Origin of the sequence: Bacillus cereus group sp. N8 (assembly GCF_016483685.1) — a bacterium.
In the GTDB taxonomy this organism is placed as follows: domain Bacteria; phylum Bacillota; class Bacilli; order Bacillales; family Bacillaceae_G; genus Bacillus_A; species Bacillus_A proteolyticus.
Map to the genome: position 1 here is coordinate 364,706 of NZ_JAEHBK010000001.1, position 18,857 is coordinate 383,562.

Sequence of the window (18,857 nt, forward strand, 5' to 3'; positions counted from 1 at the left end):
ATGTCAACTGTACAAGTACCGAAATTAAATACGAAAGATCTTTTAACACTAGAAGAATTGACGCAAGAAGAAATTATTTCTTTAATTAAGTTCGCTATATATTTAAAAAAGAATAAGCAGGAGCCTTTATTACAAGGCAAAATATTAGGGCTTATCTTTGATAAACATTCAACGCGTACTCGCGTATCTTTTGAAGCAGGAATGGTACAGCTCGGAGGACATGGAATGTTTTTAAGTGGAAAAGAGATGCAAATTGGAAGAGGAGAAACCGTTTCAGATACTGCAAAAGTATTATCTCATTACATTGACGGGATCATGATACGTACATTCTCACATGCCGATGTAGAAGAGCTTGCAAAAGAATCGAGCATACCTGTTATTAATGGATTAACGGATGATCATCACCCTTGTCAAGCGTTGGCAGATTTAATGACGATTTATGAAGAAACAAATACATTTAAAGGAATTAAATTGGCTTACGTAGGTGACGGAAATAACGTATGTCATTCATTGTTGTTAGCGAGTGCGAAAGTCGGAATGCATATGACTGTTGCAACGCCTGTAGGGTATGAACCGAGTGAGGAAATTGTAAAAAAAGCGTTAGCGATTGCTGAAGAAACAGGAGCTGAAATTGAAATTTTGCATAATCCTGAATTAGCGGTGAGTGAAGCTGATTTCATTTATACTGACGTTTGGATGAGCATGGGGCAAGAGGGAGAAGAAGAGAAATATACTTTATTTCAACCTTACCAAATTAATAAAGAACTTGTTATGCATGCGAAGCAAACATATCGTTTCTTACACTGTTTACCTGCCCATCGTGAAGAAGAAGTAACAGGCGAGATTATAGATGGACCACAGTCTATCGTTTTTGAGCAAGCTGGTAATCGATTACATGCGCAAAAAGCATTATTAGTAAGTTTATTTAAAAATGTAGAAGAGCCTTCCTAAATGATGTACACCTCCAATTGTTAGACACGAATAACAATTGGAGGTGTATTTTTTTATGTCTAAATTCTTACTAGAAGAAAAGGTAAATGAAAAAAGGTATTCCCTTCAGTATAAACAGAAAGTGCTTAATTATATGGACAGAAAAGGGACATATAATAGAGAAACAGTTGGTTAATTTTTTGTCTAACTTTTTGGGTCCAGTTCACTAGGAAGGCTCTTTTCTTTACTTCACATACACATAGGATTTATTTGCTGTTAAGTAGGTTTTATGTTATACGAAGATTTTTGATAGGTCTGAAAAATCTGTATTTATATTTTTTGCTTTTTATCTCATAATTTTAATTGGGAGGGGGAGGAAAAAACTGGTTCAAATTAAAATAACACCTGAAATGCTAGAAGAAGTTGCGAATCATGCAAGTAATACCCGAATCGCATTAGAATCTATACATAATAATTTATGTAATGAAATAGATCAATTGTGTTTTCAGTGGATTGGTGCCTCCAATCAACAGTTCATTAAAATGTTCAATGATGCGAGACCAAAAGCTTTTACATCTATTCATTCACTTGTAAAAGAAGAAGAAGATTTGAAATGAATTGTCGAAAAATTCCGTAATACAGATAATCAAGATGTTACAATGGAACAAGGGGCGATGTGTGGACCACTATCATCAGAAAAAGAGGATTTTGATGGTGAAAAACTTGCTAGGGATATAGTTGGTGAAATAAGTGGTGAGTATGATATTCGTCGTGCTTGGAATGGTATTGATCCATCTACTGGCGAAAAACTATCTACTTTGGATAGAGTATTTGCAGGAGGAATGGCAGTAGCAGGGCTTACACCTTTTGGAAAGATAGCTAAAGTAGGAAAAGGGGTCAAAATGACTGCTAAGGCTACTGAGGCTGTGAATAAGGCTAAAAAAGTACCTGTGGAGAAAGTCAATGGAGTTAATGGTGCGGATAAAGCTCTGTTGACTAATGAAGGAAAAGTTGGAACCTATAAACAACTTGTGAAACAAGGGACTACTTTTGATAATATTACTCCACATCATATGCCTTCTGCAGAGAAAATGAAACAAGCTGGTATAAAAAGGAATGATGATGTGAGTATGAATATGGAACAACCTCATCCTGGAACTGGTGGGAGACATGGTGAAACATATACATATGGTCTATCAGGAGAAAAATCGAAGGCGTATTTAAACCTTAGCTTTCGTGATACCTTATCTCATGATATCTTGGATGCGCGAAGAAATTATATAAAAGATGGTTTATATACTGACGATATAAGAGAAGGTTTACGAGGAGTTATTAAAAGAAACAAAGAGCTGTATCCGCATTTATTTGATAAATAAAACATGGAAAGGACGATTATCTTTGGATATAAAGAGTCATTTAAAAAGATTATACGATAATCGTTTATTAGAAAGTGAGAATGAGATACGAGATTTTAATGAGTCATTAATGGAAGTAATAGCGTATAACGAAGTCTCTGTTATTACAGATTTATGTTTAGTTTTGGATGATGAGACTGAGCAATTTGAGGTTATGTTTGGTTTGATTCATGGAATAGAGAGCTTATATAAAAATAACATAGAAGAAGGACTTGTATGTATTGCTAAAGCTTTTCCGAAGATGATTAACTCAGCTAAAGAATGGGTAGAAATTTTACATTATAGAATTCTTAATCACTCTCAAGTAAGATTAGCATATGGAAAAGTACTTTCGGGATTTGATCCATCAATTACGATTAGTATTAAAGAATTATTGATTGATATAAAAAATGAAGACCCTGATATGTTTAGTGAATCTGTTAATGAGGTAATTAAGAGCATCTAATGTTTAAAGTTGGAAGGACATATAAGTACATAGGGCTAAGCTAACAGAAAAGAATTTATTATTGGAGTGGAAAGAATAAGCTATTAAAAAGTACATACTCCATGATGGTTGTACCATCATGGAGTACTTAGTGCAATGATAGAATAGAAAAACGAAGTACGAGCTTAGGCGAGATGACATTTTACTGGATGATGAATATAAACACATGGAATGGATATAAAACTAATGAACTCGTACAAACTCGTAAGTTTTAACGTAGTAGTTGTCATGACATATAAAGGCTGTTAAACTGTTACTACAAAACTTGAAAATCTATACTATTTAAAAACAGATGAACTTAAAGCACTGGGTTGTCGATTAAAGACAACAAGTGTTTTTTTCGTCTTGATATAAAAATAAATGACATGGGACAAACATTAGGAGAATAAATAAGAAAAAAGCTGCCCAACTAAAGTGCACCTCAAATTTTTAGACACAAATAACAATTTGAGGTGCACTTTTTATATTGAAATGTCATATGTATATTTAGTTAACCATTTTTATATCATTTATAATAGAAAGAGAACACTAAATTTGTTATTCAGTGCGTGTAAGGACATACTACATATAAAAATATAGTTAAAGAGATGATGAATTTGAAAACACCTAAGAAAACATATTCGTTTTTCAAGCGGATGTGGAGAATATTAAAGTTTCAATATTTTAAGTTGCTTCGATCACCAGAAGGAGCAAAGAAAGTATCGTTAGGGTTTGCTATTGGATTTGGTTTAGAAATGTTGGTAATTTATACGGCATCGCTCGTATATTTAATATTTTATCCAATTGTCAGGTTAGCAAAAGGATCTTTTCCAGCCGCAGTCATTGGTAATATTATTGGGAAAATATCGTTTCTCCCAGTATTTTTATTTCCGTTTGCGTATGCGCTAGGGAAAATGATTTATCCATTTCATGTACAACAAATACATCATGAACCATTTACGATATCGGACTTGTTTTCAAGTCACATTTTTACGATGTTAAAGAGCTTATTACAGAGTGAAGTGTATGTATTGATTGGTATGACGATAATAGGAGTTGTGTTTGGGGTAATTTCATATTTCGTTGTGCATTATTTATATGAAAAAAATCGTAAGTTACGTTTGAAGAACAGAAAGAAAAAAGTGAGAGAACCACTTGTACAAATATAAAGAATGGCACATTCATTTTCTCCTTTGAATATGTTTAAGAAAAAGGGGGAGAGAATGGATGTATTATTACTATGTACCTCAAGTATACCCATATATAAATTATTATCCTGTAAATGATATGAGACAGCAATTTGGAGTGTATCAACAGCAACAATTTCAGCAATTGCCACAAATACCACCACAACAACCTACGCAAGATCAAAAACCATATTTAACGACATGGCCATATTCAAATGTATACTACGGTAACTATTATGAATCATAAAGCTGCTTCTATTTAGAAGCAGCTTTATGCGTTTGTTTTCAAAATTAAATTTTGAATGGTTTTAAGAGAATGAATGAGCTTTTCACGCTCTTCCTCAGATAATGTTTGAAAATTTTCTTTTAGTTTGTCTAAAATGAATTGCTGATACTGATTTACTAGCAATTTCCCTTCAGTTGTTAGGGAAATTAAAATGACCCGTCGATCTTTTTCGCTATAATGACGCTCTATTAGTTCTTCTTGAATAAGTTTGTTTAATAGAGGGGTCATATTAGGCCGTGAAATCGCTAGCCGCTTGCCAATTTCTGAAACTGCTAATGTACCATTTTCATGCAAAAGCAGTAACACTTGCGTATGTGATGGCGGCATATGTCTTTGAGAAGAAAACTCTCCAGGAAGCATAAATTTGCGATAAAAAAGAGGCACTAGCGAAAGAAGATGATCAACAATACGTTCCCACTCGCGTGATTCCATACAACGGCCCCCTTCCACTATCATTGTAACAAAAAAGACAAGGTATAAAAATAGAATTGTTTCACGGTCACCTTAATATTTGTAGGATAACACTTGTTTTGTAAATGTATTGGCAATAATTGCATAACCGTTATCATTTGGGTGTACTTGGTCAAATAGTAACTCTTTTTTATCATTCGATATTAATTTGCGAATTGGTAAAACAATCGACGGTTGATGTGCTTTTGAAATAGAATAAATAGAATCATTCCAACCATCTAAAAACATATCTGCATAACTTGCGATGGAGTCATCGAGTTGTAAAGGGTTATAGAGTTCAGATAGAATGAGTAAAGCATTCGGATTTTGATCTCGAACGGTCTTTACAATATTTTTTACATCCGTTTCAAAACGGGCTTTTTCCTTATTTAACATTTTAATACCATCTATAATACCTACATCACGATTTAAGCGGAATAAATTATTTCCTCCAATATTAATAGTAATTATATTTGCTTCCCTAATCTTTTGTTGAACTTCTTCTGACTGGACTTTTTTAGCGAGCCGATCTGTAGTGAGACCATTTACACCGAGGTTTTCTACCGTAATTGGTTTATGAATTTGTCCTTCTAGTTGCCTAGAGGCTAATTCGGCAAATCCCCCTTGTGTTGAGCCATATCCTTTTGCAAGTGAATCACCTAATACGAGGTGATAAAAAGAGCTGTTCGTTTGTTTATCAATCCAATTTGGGGCAGATGTTTTTTCTGTTTTCCCTTCATTTTCTTTTTGTTTTGTCTCATCGTTCTTTTCAAAATTAGAATAAGAAATGATTAGAAGGAGGAGACAAACAATTGTTAAGATGACTTTTTTCATAAATTCATCCTCCTTGTAATTGGTAATTGTATCATATTCATCAGTATAAGCAATGTAAGGGCATAGTATATGTTTATGAAAACTTTACAATAACTTTACAGAAAATTTGTAGAAGTATGTCAAAAAATATTGACGATATGAAAGCACTTTAGATATGATAATGTCAGATAAGGTGAAGATCATCGCTCTAATAGAAGAAAAAGGTATGTGGTTAGAGACTGATTGAGATTCACTTCATTATTTTGGGGTAATTGTATAAGGGGGATTTTTTGTGAAAAAGTCAAAAAAAATGCTAGCTGGAGCAACACTTGCTATTGGTGTTATAGCGCCGCAAGTATTGCCAACAACGGCTCATGCAGAGGAAAAAACTGGGGAGAGTACAGTTAACTTACGAATTTTAGAAACATCAGATATTCACGTTAACTTAATGAACTACGATTATTATCAAACGAAAACAGATAATAAAGTAGGTCTCGTACAAACTGCAACACTTGTTAATAAAGCGCGTGAAGAAGCGAAGAACTCTGTCCTATTTGATGATGGGGATGCATTACAAGGTACGCCACTTGGGGATTATGTGGCGAATAAAATAAATGATTCGAAAAATCCGGTTGATCCGAGTTATGTACATCCATTATATCGTCTAATGAATTTAATGAAGTATGACGTCATTTCTCTTGGAAACCATGAATTTAACTATGGCTTAGATTATTTAAACAAAGTAATTAGTAAAACAGAATTCCCGGTTATTAATTCGAACGTCTATAAAGACGATAAAGATAATAATGAAGAGAACGACCAAAATTACTTTAAACCATATCATATTATTGAAAAAGAAGTAGAAGATGAATCTGGTCAAAAGCAAAAGCAAAAGGTGAAAATTGGTGTAATGGGATTTGTTCCACCTCAAGTTATGAACTGGGATAAAGCAAATTTAGAAGGAAAAGTTAAAGCGAAAGATATTGTGGAAACAGCGAAGAAAATGGTACCGAAAATGAAAGAAGAAGGTGCAGACGTTATCGTTGCACTAGCGCATTCAGGTGTTGATAAGAGTGGATACAACGTTGACATGGAAAATGCGTCGTATTATTTAACGGAGGTTCCTGGTGTAGATGCAGTATTAATGGGACACTCACATACTGTAGTAACAGATACATTTAATGGTGTTCCTGTTGTAATGCCAGGTGTGTTCGGAAGTAATTTGGGGATTATTGATATGCAATTGAAAATGGTAGACGGAAAATGGCAAGTACAAAAAGAGCAATCTAAGCCACAAGTTCGTCCGATTGCTGATAGTAAAGGGAATCCATTAGTACAATCTGATCAAAAATTAGTTAATGAAATTAAGGATGATCATGAAGCGACTATTAACTATGTAAATACAGCTGTAGGAAAAACGACAGCGCCAATTAATAGTTATTTTTCATTAGTACAAGATGATCCTTCTGTACAACTAGTGACAAATGCACAAAAATGGTATGTAGAAAAGCTATTTGCTGAAAACGAACAATATAGTAAATATAAAGGAATTCCAGTATTATCTGCAGGAGCACCATTTAAAGCGGGTGGCCGAAACGGTGCTACATATTATACTGATATTCCAGCTGGAACGTTAGCAATTAAAAACGTAGCGGATTTATATGTATATCCAAATACATTATATGCTGTAAAAGTAAATGGTGCACAAGTGAAAGAATGGCTTGAAATGTCTGCTGGTCAGTTTAATCAAATTGATCCAAAGAAAACAGAAGAACAGCCGTTAGTAAATATAGGCTATCCTACATATAACTTTGATATTTTAGATGGCTTAAAATACGAAATTGACGTAACGCAACCAGCGAAATACGATAAAGATGGAAAAGTTGTAAATGGAAATACGAATCGTATTATAAATATGACGTATGAAGGTAAGCCTGTAGCTGACAATCAAGAGTTCATCGTCGCTACAAATAACTATCGTGGAAGTAGCCAAACGTTCCCAGGTGTAAGTAAAGGGGAAGTTGTATACCAATCACAAGATGAAACACGTCAAATTATTGTGAAGTACATGCAAGAAACACCAGTTATTGATCCAGCAGCCGATCAAAACTGGACATTTAAACCGATTGTTGCAGATAAATTAAATACGACATTTGATTCTTCACCAAATGCACAAAAGTATATAAAGACAGATGGGAAAATATCATATGTTGGACCATCTGAAAATGAGTTTGCTAAATATGCAATTGATATAACGAAGAAGAATGATGATAAGGAAACTGGTGGAGAGAACCCAACGACGCCACCAACAGGTGAAGGCAATAACGGAGGAAACCCAACGACACCGCCAACAGGTGAAGGCAATAACGGAGAGAATCCAACAACACCGCCAACAGGTGAAGGCAATAACGGAGAGAATCCAACGACACCACCAACAGGTGAAGGCAATAACGGAGAAAATCCAACGACACCACCAACAGGTGAAAGTAATAATGGAAATGAACCAAAACAAGATGGAAATAATGCAGGATCTGGACAAACTACAACGGATAATCAAAACTCAAAAGAAACAACAGCTGTAAGTGAAAATAAAGAAGAACGTGATTTACCGAAAACAGGTACAAGTGTTGTTTCTACAATTGGAGCGGGTCTTGCGTTTGTAGGAGCAGGTTTACTTATGTTATTTAGAAGAAAGAAAGCAAATAGATAGTAAAGTATTGTACAAAAAAAGGATTACCAATTACGGTAATCCTTTTTTATGTTTATATTATGAAACTGTTACTGCTTTTTCTTTTTTCCAAGAAAGACCGAATCCAGTAAATCCAACAATAATAGTTACGACTGGACAAGCTAAACAGAAGATTGCGTATGGAACATAATCGATGGTTGGAACGCTAAGGACGTTTGTTAAGAACACACCACTTACGCCCCATGGTACGAGCGGATTAATCACTGTACCTGCATCTTCTAATACTCGTGATAAATTACGACGTTCTAAACCGACTTCATCGTACTTGTTAGCAAATGCTTGTCCTGTTAAAACGATGGATAAGTACTGCTCACCAAGTAAGAAGTTTACACCAATTGCAGTTGAAGCAGTAGAAATAATTAAGCGTGTACTAGTTTTTACAAAGCTAGAGATGATATTCATTAGCTGCGTGATGATACCCATTCCTTGTAATAATCCTCCCATACAAAGAGCTAGGAAAATAAGAGCAATTGACATCATCATACTTTGTAAACCACCGCGAGATAATAAGCTATCAATATCTTTTATACCAGTTTTAGAAACGTAACCGTCTTGCATAATTTTCATTAAATCAGCTAAAGAAGTACTAGGTTTAAAAATAAAGAGAATAATGATCCCTACTACGATTCCAGCAAGTAATGTTGGAACTGCGGGAACTTTTTTAAATGCGAATAAAAATAGTAATAAAATTGGAATCAGTGTAACGATAGAAATTGTTGCGTTTTTTTCTAGCGTATTAATAAAATTTGAGAAATCAACGTCTCCCCCAGTGCCACTTCCTAAAATGAAAAATGCGACAAAAGCAATAATGAAAGCAGGAACTGTTGTCCAAAGCATGTTACGAATATGTTCAAATAAATCTACACCCGTTACAGCAGGAGCTAAGTTTGTTGTGTCAGATAAAGGGGACATTTTGTCTCCAAAGAATGCACCAGAAATAATTGCACCAGCGATAAGAGCTGGGTCGTATCCAAGGGCAGTGCCCATTCCCATAAAGGCAAGTCCTACAGTTGCAGCAGTTGTAAATGCACTACCAATACTTGTTCCAACGATTGCACAAACAACAAAAACAGTTGGGACGAAAATTTTAGGAGATACAAGCTGGAAGCCGTATACCATTAAGGTTGGAATTGTTCCAGCAGCGATCCAAACACTAATTAATACGCCTACAAGTAAGAAAATAAAAATAGATGGAATACCAGCTGAAATACTACTGATCATCCCTTTTTCCATAGTAGACCAAGAGATTTTTTTCATAAATCCAAATGCTAATAAAAGAACGATACCAAATAAAATTGGGATGTGTGGTGAAACTTCTAATTGGATAACACTAAAGCCAATACAGAAAAAGATAAATAATGTTAAAAGAACAGATTCAATTTTTGAAACCATTGTTTTTCCCTCCTAAGTAATCTAAAATAGATCTTTTTTATATAAAATTCGCCAATATTGTATATTTCCTTCTAAATTTTAGAATTTTGTGACAAATTACCGGTAATTGTTTTTCATCATAAAGTATAAATAATCGGGATTTATCAAGCTTTGTATCTCTCCTATTTCAAATTTTTAGGATAATCGCTTAACAAAGATTGGAATAAAAAAACGTCCCTGCATATAATTATGCAGGGACGAAGAAATCGCGGTACCACCCTAGCTTGTGAAATGAATGTATCACAAAATAAAGGGTCATATGATATGCGCTAATAAAATAAAAACGCCCCTGCAATATATGCAGGGACGAAAAAATTCGCGGTACCACCCTAAATTGTGAAACAGTGTCGTTTCACCACTCTTTAGACATAACGGTCTATAACCGTCTTTCACTACTCCTTACGTTTCGCAAAAGAAGCTCCAGGGGGTAATTCATAAATCGCTCTGTACTGGTTCGCACCGACCACCAGCTCTCTGAAATCAGAAATCGAAATACTACTAAATCCTATCAACGCCGATTCATATGATGTTAGTTAAATTTTTATCATATATTAGTCTTACATGTCAATAAAAATGTTCAATATTTTTTTAGGGAAATAAAGGAGAAATGTTTTTCATACTGTAAAAACGTGCGTTATAATGAAATTGAAAGGGGAGGAAAGAGTGAAGAAAAAAATAATTCTTTTTACCACCTTACTAGTCGTTGGCGGAAGTGCTGGAATTTACACAGCTTTTGCAGCTGAATCAGTGCAATCGAAACAAAAGCAAATACAGCAGTCAGAAGTGAAGAAAGTGAAAGAAACTGAAGAGAAGAAATCGATGGAAAAAGCAGCTGCGAAACTAGGAGTTTCTACTGAGGGGAAAACAAAAGAAGAGGTTACAAAAGAAGTAGATACCGCTAGATTTGAGCAGCGTCATGATTTGTTAATTGAGCATGCTAAGCAACTTGGAATTGATACAGAAGGAAAAAAAGATGAAGAGATCATTTTAGAAATTGGAAAGATACAACATGGAAAGTAGAACAACTTATCGTATGATAAGTTGTTCTTTTTTAAGAACCATTTGATTTAAAAATAATTGACAGTCATTTAGATTTAATGTTAACTATATTTATAAACTAGTTAACATAAGGGGTGGCAATTGTGACTGTTAATAGTAATGCGACTGAAAAATCGTCTTATACATATAAAGAATTATCGGATAAAAATAAAGCTTACGTATGGCATCCATTTACACAAATGAAAGATTATTTAGAAGAAGATCCTGTCATTATTGAACGTGGAGAGGGAAGAAAGCTATACGATGTAAATGGAAATGAATATTGGGATGGTGTCTCATCTATTTGGTTAAATGTTCATGGGCATCAAGTACCGGAACTAGATGAAGCAATTCGTGAGCAATTAAATAAAATTGCACATTCTACTATGCTAGGACTTGCTAACGTTCCATCTATTTTATTAGCAGAAAAAATAATTGAAGTTGTACCAGAAGGTTTGAAGAAAGTATTCTATTCAGACTCTGGTTCTAGCGCCGTTGAAATTGCAATTAAGATGGCCTTTCAATATTGGCAGCATAAAGGAAAACCGAAAAAACAAAGATTTGTTACATTAAAAGAAGCATATCACGGTGATACAATTGGTGCTGTTTCCGTAGGAGCAATAGACTTGTTTCACCAAGTGTATAGTTCGCTTTTATTTGAAGCAATCAAAATGCCTTATCCGTATACATATCGTTCTCCTTATGGAGATAATAAAGAAGAAATTGTGAAAAAACATTTAGAAGAAATGGAAGAATTGCTGAAAGAAAAACATGAAGAAGTAGCAGCTATTATTGTGGAGCCATTAATGCAAGGTGCTGGTGGGATGATTACAATGCCAAAAGGATACTTAAAAGGGCTTCGCGATTTATGTACAAAATACAATGTATTATTTATTACAGATGAGGTAGCGACTGGATTTGGGCGTACCGGGAAAATGTTTGCATGTGAACACGAGGATGTGACGCCAGACATTTTAACTGCGGGAAAAGGCCTAACAGGTGGTTATTTACCGGTGGCAATTACGGTAACGACAGATGAAATTTATAATGCCTTTTTAGGGGACTATGAAGAACAAAAAACATTCTTCCATGGTCATAGTTATACAGGGAATCCATTAGGGTGTGCCGTAGCAATTGCAAATTTAGAACTATATGAAAAAACTAATTTAATAGAAGATGCTGCGCATAAAGCAGAATATGTAGCAGCACAATTAGAAGCCCTTAATGAATATAAGCACGTAGGAGATATTCGTCAGTGTGGGCTAATGGTTGGCATTGAACTTGTGAAAGAGAAGGAAACGAAGGAATCGTTTGAATGGACAGAAAGAGTCGGTGTTCAAGTATGTAAACGCTCAAGAGAGTTAGGGATGATTTTACGTCCACTCGGTAACACTATTGTATTTATGCCTCCTCTTGCTTCTACAATTGATGAGATTGATGAGATGTTACGCATTTTATATAAAGCAATCTCGGATGTTACGGAGGGAGAGTAATGAGTGGTTTTTTTATAACAGCAACGGATACAGAAGTTGGTAAAACGGTAGTGACAGGAGCATTGGCAGGTATATTTCGAGAGCGTGGACATAATGTTGGTGTATATAAACCGTTGCAAAGTGGACATGTTGCATCAAATATTGAGGGTGATGCAGCAAGATTAAAAGCGTTATCGGGTGTACCGACAAAAGAAGATAAAATTTGTCCTTATTCCATTGAAGAACCACTTGCTCCGAGACTTGCTATGAAAAGAGCTGGAAGGACAGTAACGTTAAAAGAAATTACTGATCACTATAATGAACTATTAAAAGAGTTTAACAGCCTATTTGTAGAAGGGGCTGGTGGGCTTGCCGTCCCATATACAGAAGATGCTTTAGTGATTGATTTTGCAAAAGAATTACAGCTTCCTCTTATTGTAGTAGCGCGTCCTACGCTTGGGACAGTTAATCATACTATTTTAACAATTTCTTATGCAAAAGCACATGGATTAAAAGTAGCAGGTGTAATTTTATCTGGATGTAAAGAATATGAAAAAGAAAGAGTGCAAGAAAATAAAATAATGATTGAGGAGTTAAGTGGCGTGCCGGTTTTAGGGTTATTACCATTCCTTGAAGGAGAGTTTACAAAGGAAGAATTATTAGAATCGGCAAAAGAGCATATTATGATTTCAAAATTAGAGGAGCTCATCCAAAATGAATCAAATGTGGCGCGCGCATCTTCAATCTAAAGTAGAACAATTAAAGGAGCAAGGGCAGTATCGTAATTTACATGTAACAGAGCGATCCGAAGAGACATGGCTTATTCGAAATAAGAAAAAGATGCTAAATTTAGCATCGAATAATTATTTAGGATTAGCTGGAGATGAAAGGTTGAAAGAAGCTGCTATTGCCTGTACAAGAAAATATGGAACTGGAGCGACAGCATCTCGTCTCGTTGTAGGAAATTATCCACTGTATGAAGAGGTTGAGAGAAGTATATGCGATTGGAAAGGCACTGAAAAAGCCTTAATTGTAAATAGTGGATATACCGCGAATGTTGGGGCGATTTCTTCGTTGGCCTGCCGCCGCGATATTGTTTTTAGTGACAAATTAAATCATGCAAGTATTGTTGATGGGATTATATTAAGCGGAGCAGAGCATAAAAGATATCGCCATAATGATTTGGATCATTTAGAAAAGATGTTGCAAATAGCGTCACCAGAAAAGAGAAAATTAATCGTAACAGATACGATTTTTAGTATGGATGGAGATATTGCATATTTGAGAGGCTTAGTTCAGCTTAAAGAGAAATATGGGGCAATCATTATAGTTGATGAAGCACATGCAAGTGGAATATATGGAATCGGTGGAGCTGGATTATCTCATATAGAAAAAGATATCGCTCAAAAAATTGATATACATATGGGGACGTTTAGTAAGGCTTTAGGGTGTTATGGTGCGTATTTAACGGGTGATTCCATTTATATAGAGTATTTACAAAATATGATGAGAAGCTTGATTTTTACTACAGCTTTACCACCAGGAACATTAGGGGCGATACGAAAAGCAATTGAAATTGTGAAAGAAGATAACGAAAGAAGAGAGCGACTTATAGAGAATGGTGCATATTTCAGGACGCATTTACAAGAAGCTGGTTTTGATATTGGGAATAGCTCAACTCATATTGTACCGATTGTAGTTGGGTCAAATGAAAATACTTTACGGTTTAGTGAAAGGTTACAAGAGGTAGGTATCGCAGCCATTGCAATTCGTCCGCCGACTGTTCCGGTTGGTAGTTCTCGAGTCCGTTTTGCAGTTACGTCACAACATACAATAGCAGATTTAAAATGGGCTATTCAGCATATTATACGCATTGGTAAAGAAGAGGGGTTTTTAGTATGAAAGAGCTAAAGCTTATTTTTATTCCAGGATGGGGAATGGAAGAAGGTGTTTGGACTTTAGTTCTGTCGTATTTTAAAGGATATTCTGTTCAATGCATAGATTGGCGTAACGTGAAAGAACAAAGTGAATTTGCGGGGCGAATAATAGATGTAGCGCAGGACGAAAATGTAATTTTAGTTGGATGGTCACTAGGAGCATTAGCAGCAGTACAAGCTTATAAAAAGATTAAGGCCCAAGGTATGGTACTAATTGGTGGTACCACTAAATTTACCAATACAAGTGACTATACAAGTGGATGGAATTCCTTACATGTAGAACGTATGAAAAAGAATTTAAAGAGAAAGAAAGAAGATACTTTGAAGCGTTTCTATGAAAATATGTTTACAAAAAGTGAGCTGAGGGAGAATACAAGTTTTGAAGAGATTGCGCTGAAGTTTAAAGGAGACTCGATTCAGTCTTTACAATTAGGCTTAGATTATTTAATAGAAACAGATATGAGAAACGAATTAACAAGTGTCAAAGTCCCTTTATTACTTCTTCATGGAGAACAGGATGTGATATGTCCATTATCCGCAGCTCATAGTATGACAGAGAATACGAATGCTACGTTAAAGGTAGTAAGCGAGGCGGGGCATGCATTATGCGTAACGAATTTTGAATATTGCGCAAACGAAATCATTCAATTTGTAGAGGGGATACGACATGATCAACAAAACGTTACTGCAAAAACGGTTTAACGGGGCGGCTGTATCCTACGATCAATATGCAAATGTACAAAAAAAGATGGCGCATTCGTTACTTTCTACATTGAATCGGCGATACAGTGAAACATCATCGATACGTATTTTAGAACTTGGATGCGGGACAGGATATGTAACAGAGCAATTATCAAATTTATTTCCGAAAGCGCATATTACAGCTGTGGATTTTGCCGATGAGATGATTGCAGTCGCGAAAACTAGAAAAAATGTGGGAAATGTGATGTTTCGATGTGAAGATATTGAACAATTAAAATTAGAAAATTCATATGATGTCATTATTTCAAATGCTACATTTCAATGGCTTAATGATTTAAAAGAGACAGTGAAAAATTTATTTAACTATTTGTCTGAAGAAGGAATGTTATTATTTTCCACGTTCGGTAATACGACTTTTCAAGAATTGCATACGTCTTTCCAGCGTGCTAAGAAAGAAAAGGGGATACACAATTGTACTTCAATAGGACAACGATTCGTTTCGAAAGAACAGTTAGTGAATATATGCAAAAATCCATTAGGAAATGTACATGTTTCTGAAACGTGTTACATAGAAAGCTTTACAGAAGTTAGGGAGTTTCTACATTCTATTCGAAAAGTAGGGGCAACCAATAGTAATGAAGAGTCTTACTGTCAAAGCCCTTCACTCTTTCGTACGATGCTTCGTATATACGAAAGAGACTTCACGGGAGAAGAAGGGATAATGGCAACATATCATGCTTTATTTACGTATATAACAAAAGAGGGGAAGAGATGAAATGAAACAAGTACAAACAAAAAGGGATTGGAAAAAACTTGCATACGACGTAGTAGAAGAGAAAATGATTACGAAAGAAGATGCAATAGCAATATTAGAAGCTGATGATACAGAAGTTTTAGAAATTATGAATGCTGCCTACATCATTCGTCATCATCATTTTGGTAAGAAAATAAAATTGAATATGATTATTAATACGAAATCTGGCTTATGTCCTGAAGATTGTGGGTATTGTTCACAGTCTATTATTTCAGAAGCACCAATTGATAAATATGCATGGTTAACGCAGGAGAAGATTGTAGAAGGAGCACATGAAGCAATTCGCCGTAAAGCGGGTACATATTGTATTGTAGCATCTGGCCGTCGCCCGACAGATAAAGAGGTAAATCACGTAATTGGGGCTGTGAAGGAGATTCGTGAAACGACAGATTTGAAGATTTGTTGCTGTTTAGGTTTCTTAAACGAAGATCAAGCAGGACGCTTAGCAGAAGCGGGTGTTCATCGTTATAACCACAACTTAAATACGCATGAAAACAATTATGATAGCATTTGCTCAACTCATACGTATGACGATCGTGTTGATACAGTTCAAAAAGCGAAACAAGCTGGTATTTCACCATGCTCTGGGGCGATTTTTGGAATGGGAGAAACAATTGAAGAACGTGCTGAAATAGCATTTGAATTACAACGTATAGATGCAGATTCTATTCCGTGTAATTTCCTCGTTGCTGTAAAGGGTACACCGCTTGAAGGACAAAAAGATTTAACACCTGTAGAATGTTTAAAAGTATTGGCGATGATGCGTTTCGTAAACCCAACAAAAGAAATTCGTATTTCAGGAGGTCGCGAAATTAATTTACGTTCTGTACAGCCACTCGGCTTATTTGCAGCAAACTCTATTTTCGTAGGGGATTACTTAACAACAGCTGGACAAGAACCGACTGCGGACTGGGGTATGATTGAAGATTTAGGTTTTGAGATTGAGGAATGTGCACTATAAGATAGAGGAAAAAGCAAACTTGTAAAAGAGTTTGCTTTTTTTGTAAATAAAATGTAATAAAAGGCTATTATCACTTGATACGAATGGATTTTGAGTGAGAAAAAGAATTTTTGTGGACGAATTTTCCAAGCCCTAGTTGTACATAGTAAATATGTATTTTATATTGGGTTGGAGGATTTTACATGCACAAATACATATTAGCGATTATGACCTGTCTAATTTTAATAAAAGCAATAAGTACTGATCCAGTTAAGGCCGCTGAAAATCCTGAACAAAAAGAGATGTACCAAAGAATTGAACAACATTTTCGAACGAAAGCTGAACATTTTGGATTGAAAACGGAAGGGAAAGATTTAAAGGAAGTACGAAAAGAAATTACTATTATAGAAGAAGCGAAAAAAAGAGAGAATGTATGGAGAACAGCGCAAGCACTTCGTATAAAGACAGAAGGAAAAACGATGAATGAATTAATAAAAGATGTACGAAAAAAAGCGAAAAAATAAAAAGAGGCCGCAGCCTCTTTTTTTATGCCCATTGTTTTGATAAGTGAGCCATTTCAATGGCAGCAACGGCTGATTCATATCCTTTATTACCAGCTTTCGTACCTGCACGTTCAATCGCTTGTTCAATGGTTTCTGTCGTTAATACACCGAAAATAACTGGAATGTCCGTTTGTAGTGATAAAGACGCAACACCTTTTGCTACTTCATTACAAACGTAATCGTAATGTGTTGTAGCACCACGGATTACGGTACCTAATGTAATAACAGCATCATATTTTCCGCTATTTGCCATCTTTTTAGCGATTAAAGGAATTTCAAATGCACCAGGAACCCATGCAACATCAATATCATTCTCTTCTACACCGTGACGCTTTAATCCATCTAAAGCTCCGCCAAGTAACTTGCTTGTAATAAACTCATTAAAGCGCCCAACAACAACCCCAACTTTTAATCCTGTACCAACTAAATGACCTTCGAATACCATAATTTATCTCTCCCTTAATTATAAGTTTAGTAAATGTCCTAATTTGTTTACTTTCGTTTGTAAATACGTTTTATTTTCTTCTTTTGTTGGCATTTGCAGCGGTACACGCTCGGTTACTTCTAAATCGTAACCTTGTAAGCCAGCAATTTTTCGTGGATTATTCGTTAATAATCGTAAACTTTGTAAGCCTAAATCTTTTAAAATTTGAGCCCCAATACCGTAATCACGAAGATCAGCTGGGAACCCAAGTTTTTCATTTGCTTCTACAGTATCTAACCCTTCTTCTTGTAACTTATAAGCACGCAGCTTATTAAGAAGACCAATACCTCGTCCTTCTTGTCTCATATAGAGAAGAACACCTTTACCTTCACGCTCAATTTGAGCAAGTGCAGCATGTAGCTGTGGTCCGCAATCACAACGGCACGAACCAAATACATCGCCTGTTAAGCATTCAGAATGAACGCGTACAAGTACAGGTTCGCCTGTTGAAATATCACCTTTTACGAGTGCAATATGTTCTTTCATATCTAATGAGTTAGAATAGCCAATTGCATGAAAAGTACCGAAATCTGTAGGTAATGTAATTTCCACTTCTCTCGTCACAAGTGTTTCGTGATGACGGCGATAAGCAATTAAATCTTCAATTGTAATCATTTTTATATCGAATTGTTTTGCACACTGCATTAAATCAGGTACACGTGCCATCGTCCCATCTTCATTTATAATCTCGCAAATGACGCCAGCTGGCTCAGTTCCGCAAAGTTTTGCTAAATCGACAGCAGCTTCTGTATGACCCGCGCGGCGAAGGACGCCACCTTCTTTCGCGATTAATGGAAAGATGTGTCCAGGACGGTTAAAATCAGTTCCTTTAGATGCGGGATTCAATAATTCCTGTATTGTTGTAGCGCGCTCATGAGCACTAATGCCTGTTGTTGTAGAAACGTGATCGATGCTTACTGTAAAGGCAGTATGATGCGAATCCGTATTATGAGAAACCATTGGTTCTAACTGTAGACGTTCTGCGTACCCTTCCGTAATCGGTACGCAAACGAGACCACGACCGTGTGTAATCATAAAATTAATCGTTTCTGGTGTAATGTACTCTGCTAAAGCAATAAAATCGCCTTCATTTTCTCGGTTTTCATCATCACATACGATAACGACTTTTCCTTGTTTTAAATCTTCTAGAGCTTCTTCAATACGATGAAACATTGTGCTTCCC

18 protein-coding genes, 1 pseudogene and 1 other annotated feature are annotated in these 18,857 nt (G+C 35.6%); of the genes and pseudogenes, 14 read left to right on the top strand and 5 right to left on the bottom strand.

The window, feature by feature from the left end; translation table 11 throughout:
• The 5 genes and pseudogenes from argF to JDS80_RS01990 all read left to right on the top strand — a co-directional run bounded on the left by argF (position 1) and on the right by JDS80_RS01990 (position 4,242).
• Entirely contained in the window at positions 1-951 is a 951-nt protein-coding gene (argF, locus tag JDS80_RS01970; protein WP_199636914.1) for an ornithine carbamoyltransferase, read from the top strand.
• Between the two features lie 362 nt (positions 952-1,313).
• Positions 1,314-1,907: pseudogene (locus JDS80_RS32050) on the top strand (WXG100 family type VII secretion target); the annotation flags it as partial.
• Between the two features lie 421 nt (positions 1,908-2,328).
• Complete coding sequence (locus JDS80_RS01980; protein WP_199636916.1) at positions 2,329-2,790, top strand: Imm30 family immunity protein; 462 nt, start codon at positions 2,329-2,331, stop codon at positions 2,788-2,790.
• Positions 2,791-3,425: 635 nt separating this feature from the next.
• Positions 3,426-3,977, top strand: a complete 552-nt coding sequence (locus JDS80_RS01985; RefSeq protein ID WP_199636918.1) for a DUF2062 domain-containing protein — start codon at positions 3,426-3,428, stop codon at positions 3,975-3,977.
• Between the two features lie 58 nt (positions 3,978-4,035).
• Positions 4,036-4,242 carry a hypothetical protein gene (locus tag JDS80_RS01990; protein WP_071746999.1) on the top strand — a complete coding sequence of 69 codons (207 nt, stop codon included), beginning with the start codon at positions 4,036-4,038 and terminating at the stop codon, positions 4,240-4,242.
• Positions 4,243-4,266: 24 nt separating this feature from the next.
• Here JDS80_RS01990 and JDS80_RS01995 read toward each other — a convergent pair whose 3' ends face one another.
• Entirely contained in the window at positions 4,267-4,713 is a 447-nt protein-coding gene (locus tag JDS80_RS01995) for a MarR family winged helix-turn-helix transcriptional regulator (protein WP_002111682.1), read from the bottom strand.
• A gap of 72 nt (positions 4,714-4,785) precedes the next feature.
• Entirely contained in the window at positions 4,786-5,565 is a 780-nt protein-coding gene (locus tag JDS80_RS02000; protein WP_199636920.1) for a GDSL-type esterase/lipase family protein, read from the bottom strand.
• Positions 5,566-5,836: 271 nt separating this feature from the next.
• Here JDS80_RS02000 and cpdB point away from each other — a divergent pair, with 271 nt between their 5' ends.
• A complete protein-coding gene (gene cpdB / locus JDS80_RS02005) occupies positions 5,837-8,254 on the top strand; it encodes a bifunctional 2',3'-cyclic-nucleotide 2'-phosphodiesterase/3'-nucleotidase (protein WP_199636922.1) in 2,418 nt (805 codons plus the stop codon).
• Between the two features lie 57 nt (positions 8,255-8,311).
• Here cpdB and nhaC read toward each other — a convergent pair whose 3' ends face one another.
• Complete coding sequence (gene nhaC, locus JDS80_RS02010; protein ID WP_071771597.1) at positions 8,312-9,685, bottom strand: Na+/H+ antiporter NhaC; 1,374 nt, start codon at positions 9,683-9,685, stop codon at positions 8,312-8,314.
• Positions 9,686-10,023: 338 nt separating this feature from the next.
• Positions 10,024-10,245, bottom strand: a binding site (T-box leader).
• A gap of 142 nt (positions 10,246-10,387) precedes the next feature.
• On the opposite strand from nhaC, the gene JDS80_RS02015 reads away from it, so the two are divergent.
• From JDS80_RS02015 to JDS80_RS02050, 8 genes are all read left to right on the top strand, one after another.
• Complete coding sequence (locus tag JDS80_RS02015; RefSeq protein ID WP_071747017.1) at positions 10,388-10,744, top strand: hypothetical protein; 357 nt, start codon at positions 10,388-10,390, stop codon at positions 10,742-10,744.
• A 122-nt stretch (positions 10,745-10,866) separates the two neighbouring features.
• Positions 10,867-12,255, top strand: coding sequence for an adenosylmethionine--8-amino-7-oxononanoate transaminase (gene bioA, locus JDS80_RS02020; RefSeq protein ID WP_199636924.1), 1,389 nt, complete (start codon positions 10,867-10,869; stop codon positions 12,253-12,255).
• Positions 12,255-12,983 carry a dethiobiotin synthase gene (gene bioD / locus JDS80_RS02025; protein ID WP_071746994.1) on the top strand — a complete coding sequence of 243 codons (729 nt, stop codon included), beginning with the start codon at positions 12,255-12,257 and terminating at the stop codon, positions 12,981-12,983. The genes bioA and bioD overlap by 1 nt, the downstream gene beginning before the upstream one ends.
• On the top strand, positions 12,949-14,136 hold the full coding sequence (gene bioF, locus JDS80_RS02030; protein WP_199636926.1) for an 8-amino-7-oxononanoate synthase: 1,188 nt from the start codon (positions 12,949-12,951) through the stop codon (positions 14,134-14,136). The genes bioD and bioF overlap by 35 nt, the downstream gene beginning before the upstream one ends.
• Complete coding sequence (locus tag JDS80_RS02035) at positions 14,133-14,873, top strand: alpha/beta fold hydrolase (RefSeq protein ID WP_199636928.1); 741 nt, start codon at positions 14,133-14,135, stop codon at positions 14,871-14,873. Before bioF ends, JDS80_RS02035 begins: the two co-directional genes overlap by 4 nt.
• Positions 14,839-15,648 carry a malonyl-ACP O-methyltransferase BioC gene (bioC, locus tag JDS80_RS02040; RefSeq protein WP_071746991.1) on the top strand — a complete coding sequence of 270 codons (810 nt, stop codon included), beginning with the start codon at positions 14,839-14,841 and terminating at the stop codon, positions 15,646-15,648. The genes JDS80_RS02035 and bioC overlap by 35 nt, the downstream gene beginning before the upstream one ends.
• 1 nt (position 15,649) lies before the next feature.
• Positions 15,650-16,648 (top strand): biotin synthase, encoded by a 999-nt coding sequence (gene bioB, locus JDS80_RS02045; protein ID WP_199636930.1) that lies wholly within the window; start codon positions 15,650-15,652, stop codon positions 16,646-16,648.
• 182 nt (positions 16,649-16,830) lie between these two features.
• Positions 16,831-17,151 (top strand): hypothetical protein, encoded by a 321-nt coding sequence (locus tag JDS80_RS02050; RefSeq protein ID WP_199636932.1) that lies wholly within the window; start codon positions 16,831-16,833, stop codon positions 17,149-17,151.
• A 22-nt stretch (positions 17,152-17,173) separates the two neighbouring features.
• On the opposite strand, the gene ribH is transcribed toward JDS80_RS02050, so the two are convergent.
• Both ribH and ribBA read right to left on the bottom strand, forming a co-directional pair.
• On the bottom strand, positions 17,174-17,635 hold the full coding sequence (gene ribH, locus JDS80_RS02055) for a 6,7-dimethyl-8-ribityllumazine synthase (RefSeq protein WP_000230892.1): 462 nt from the start codon (positions 17,633-17,635) through the stop codon (positions 17,174-17,176).
• A gap of 18 nt (positions 17,636-17,653) precedes the next feature.
• Entirely contained in the window at positions 17,654-18,847 is a 1,194-nt protein-coding gene (gene ribBA, locus JDS80_RS02060; protein ID WP_071746989.1) for a bifunctional 3,4-dihydroxy-2-butanone 4-phosphate synthase/GTP cyclohydrolase II, read from the bottom strand.
• Positions 18,848-18,857: the final 10 nt, after the last annotated feature.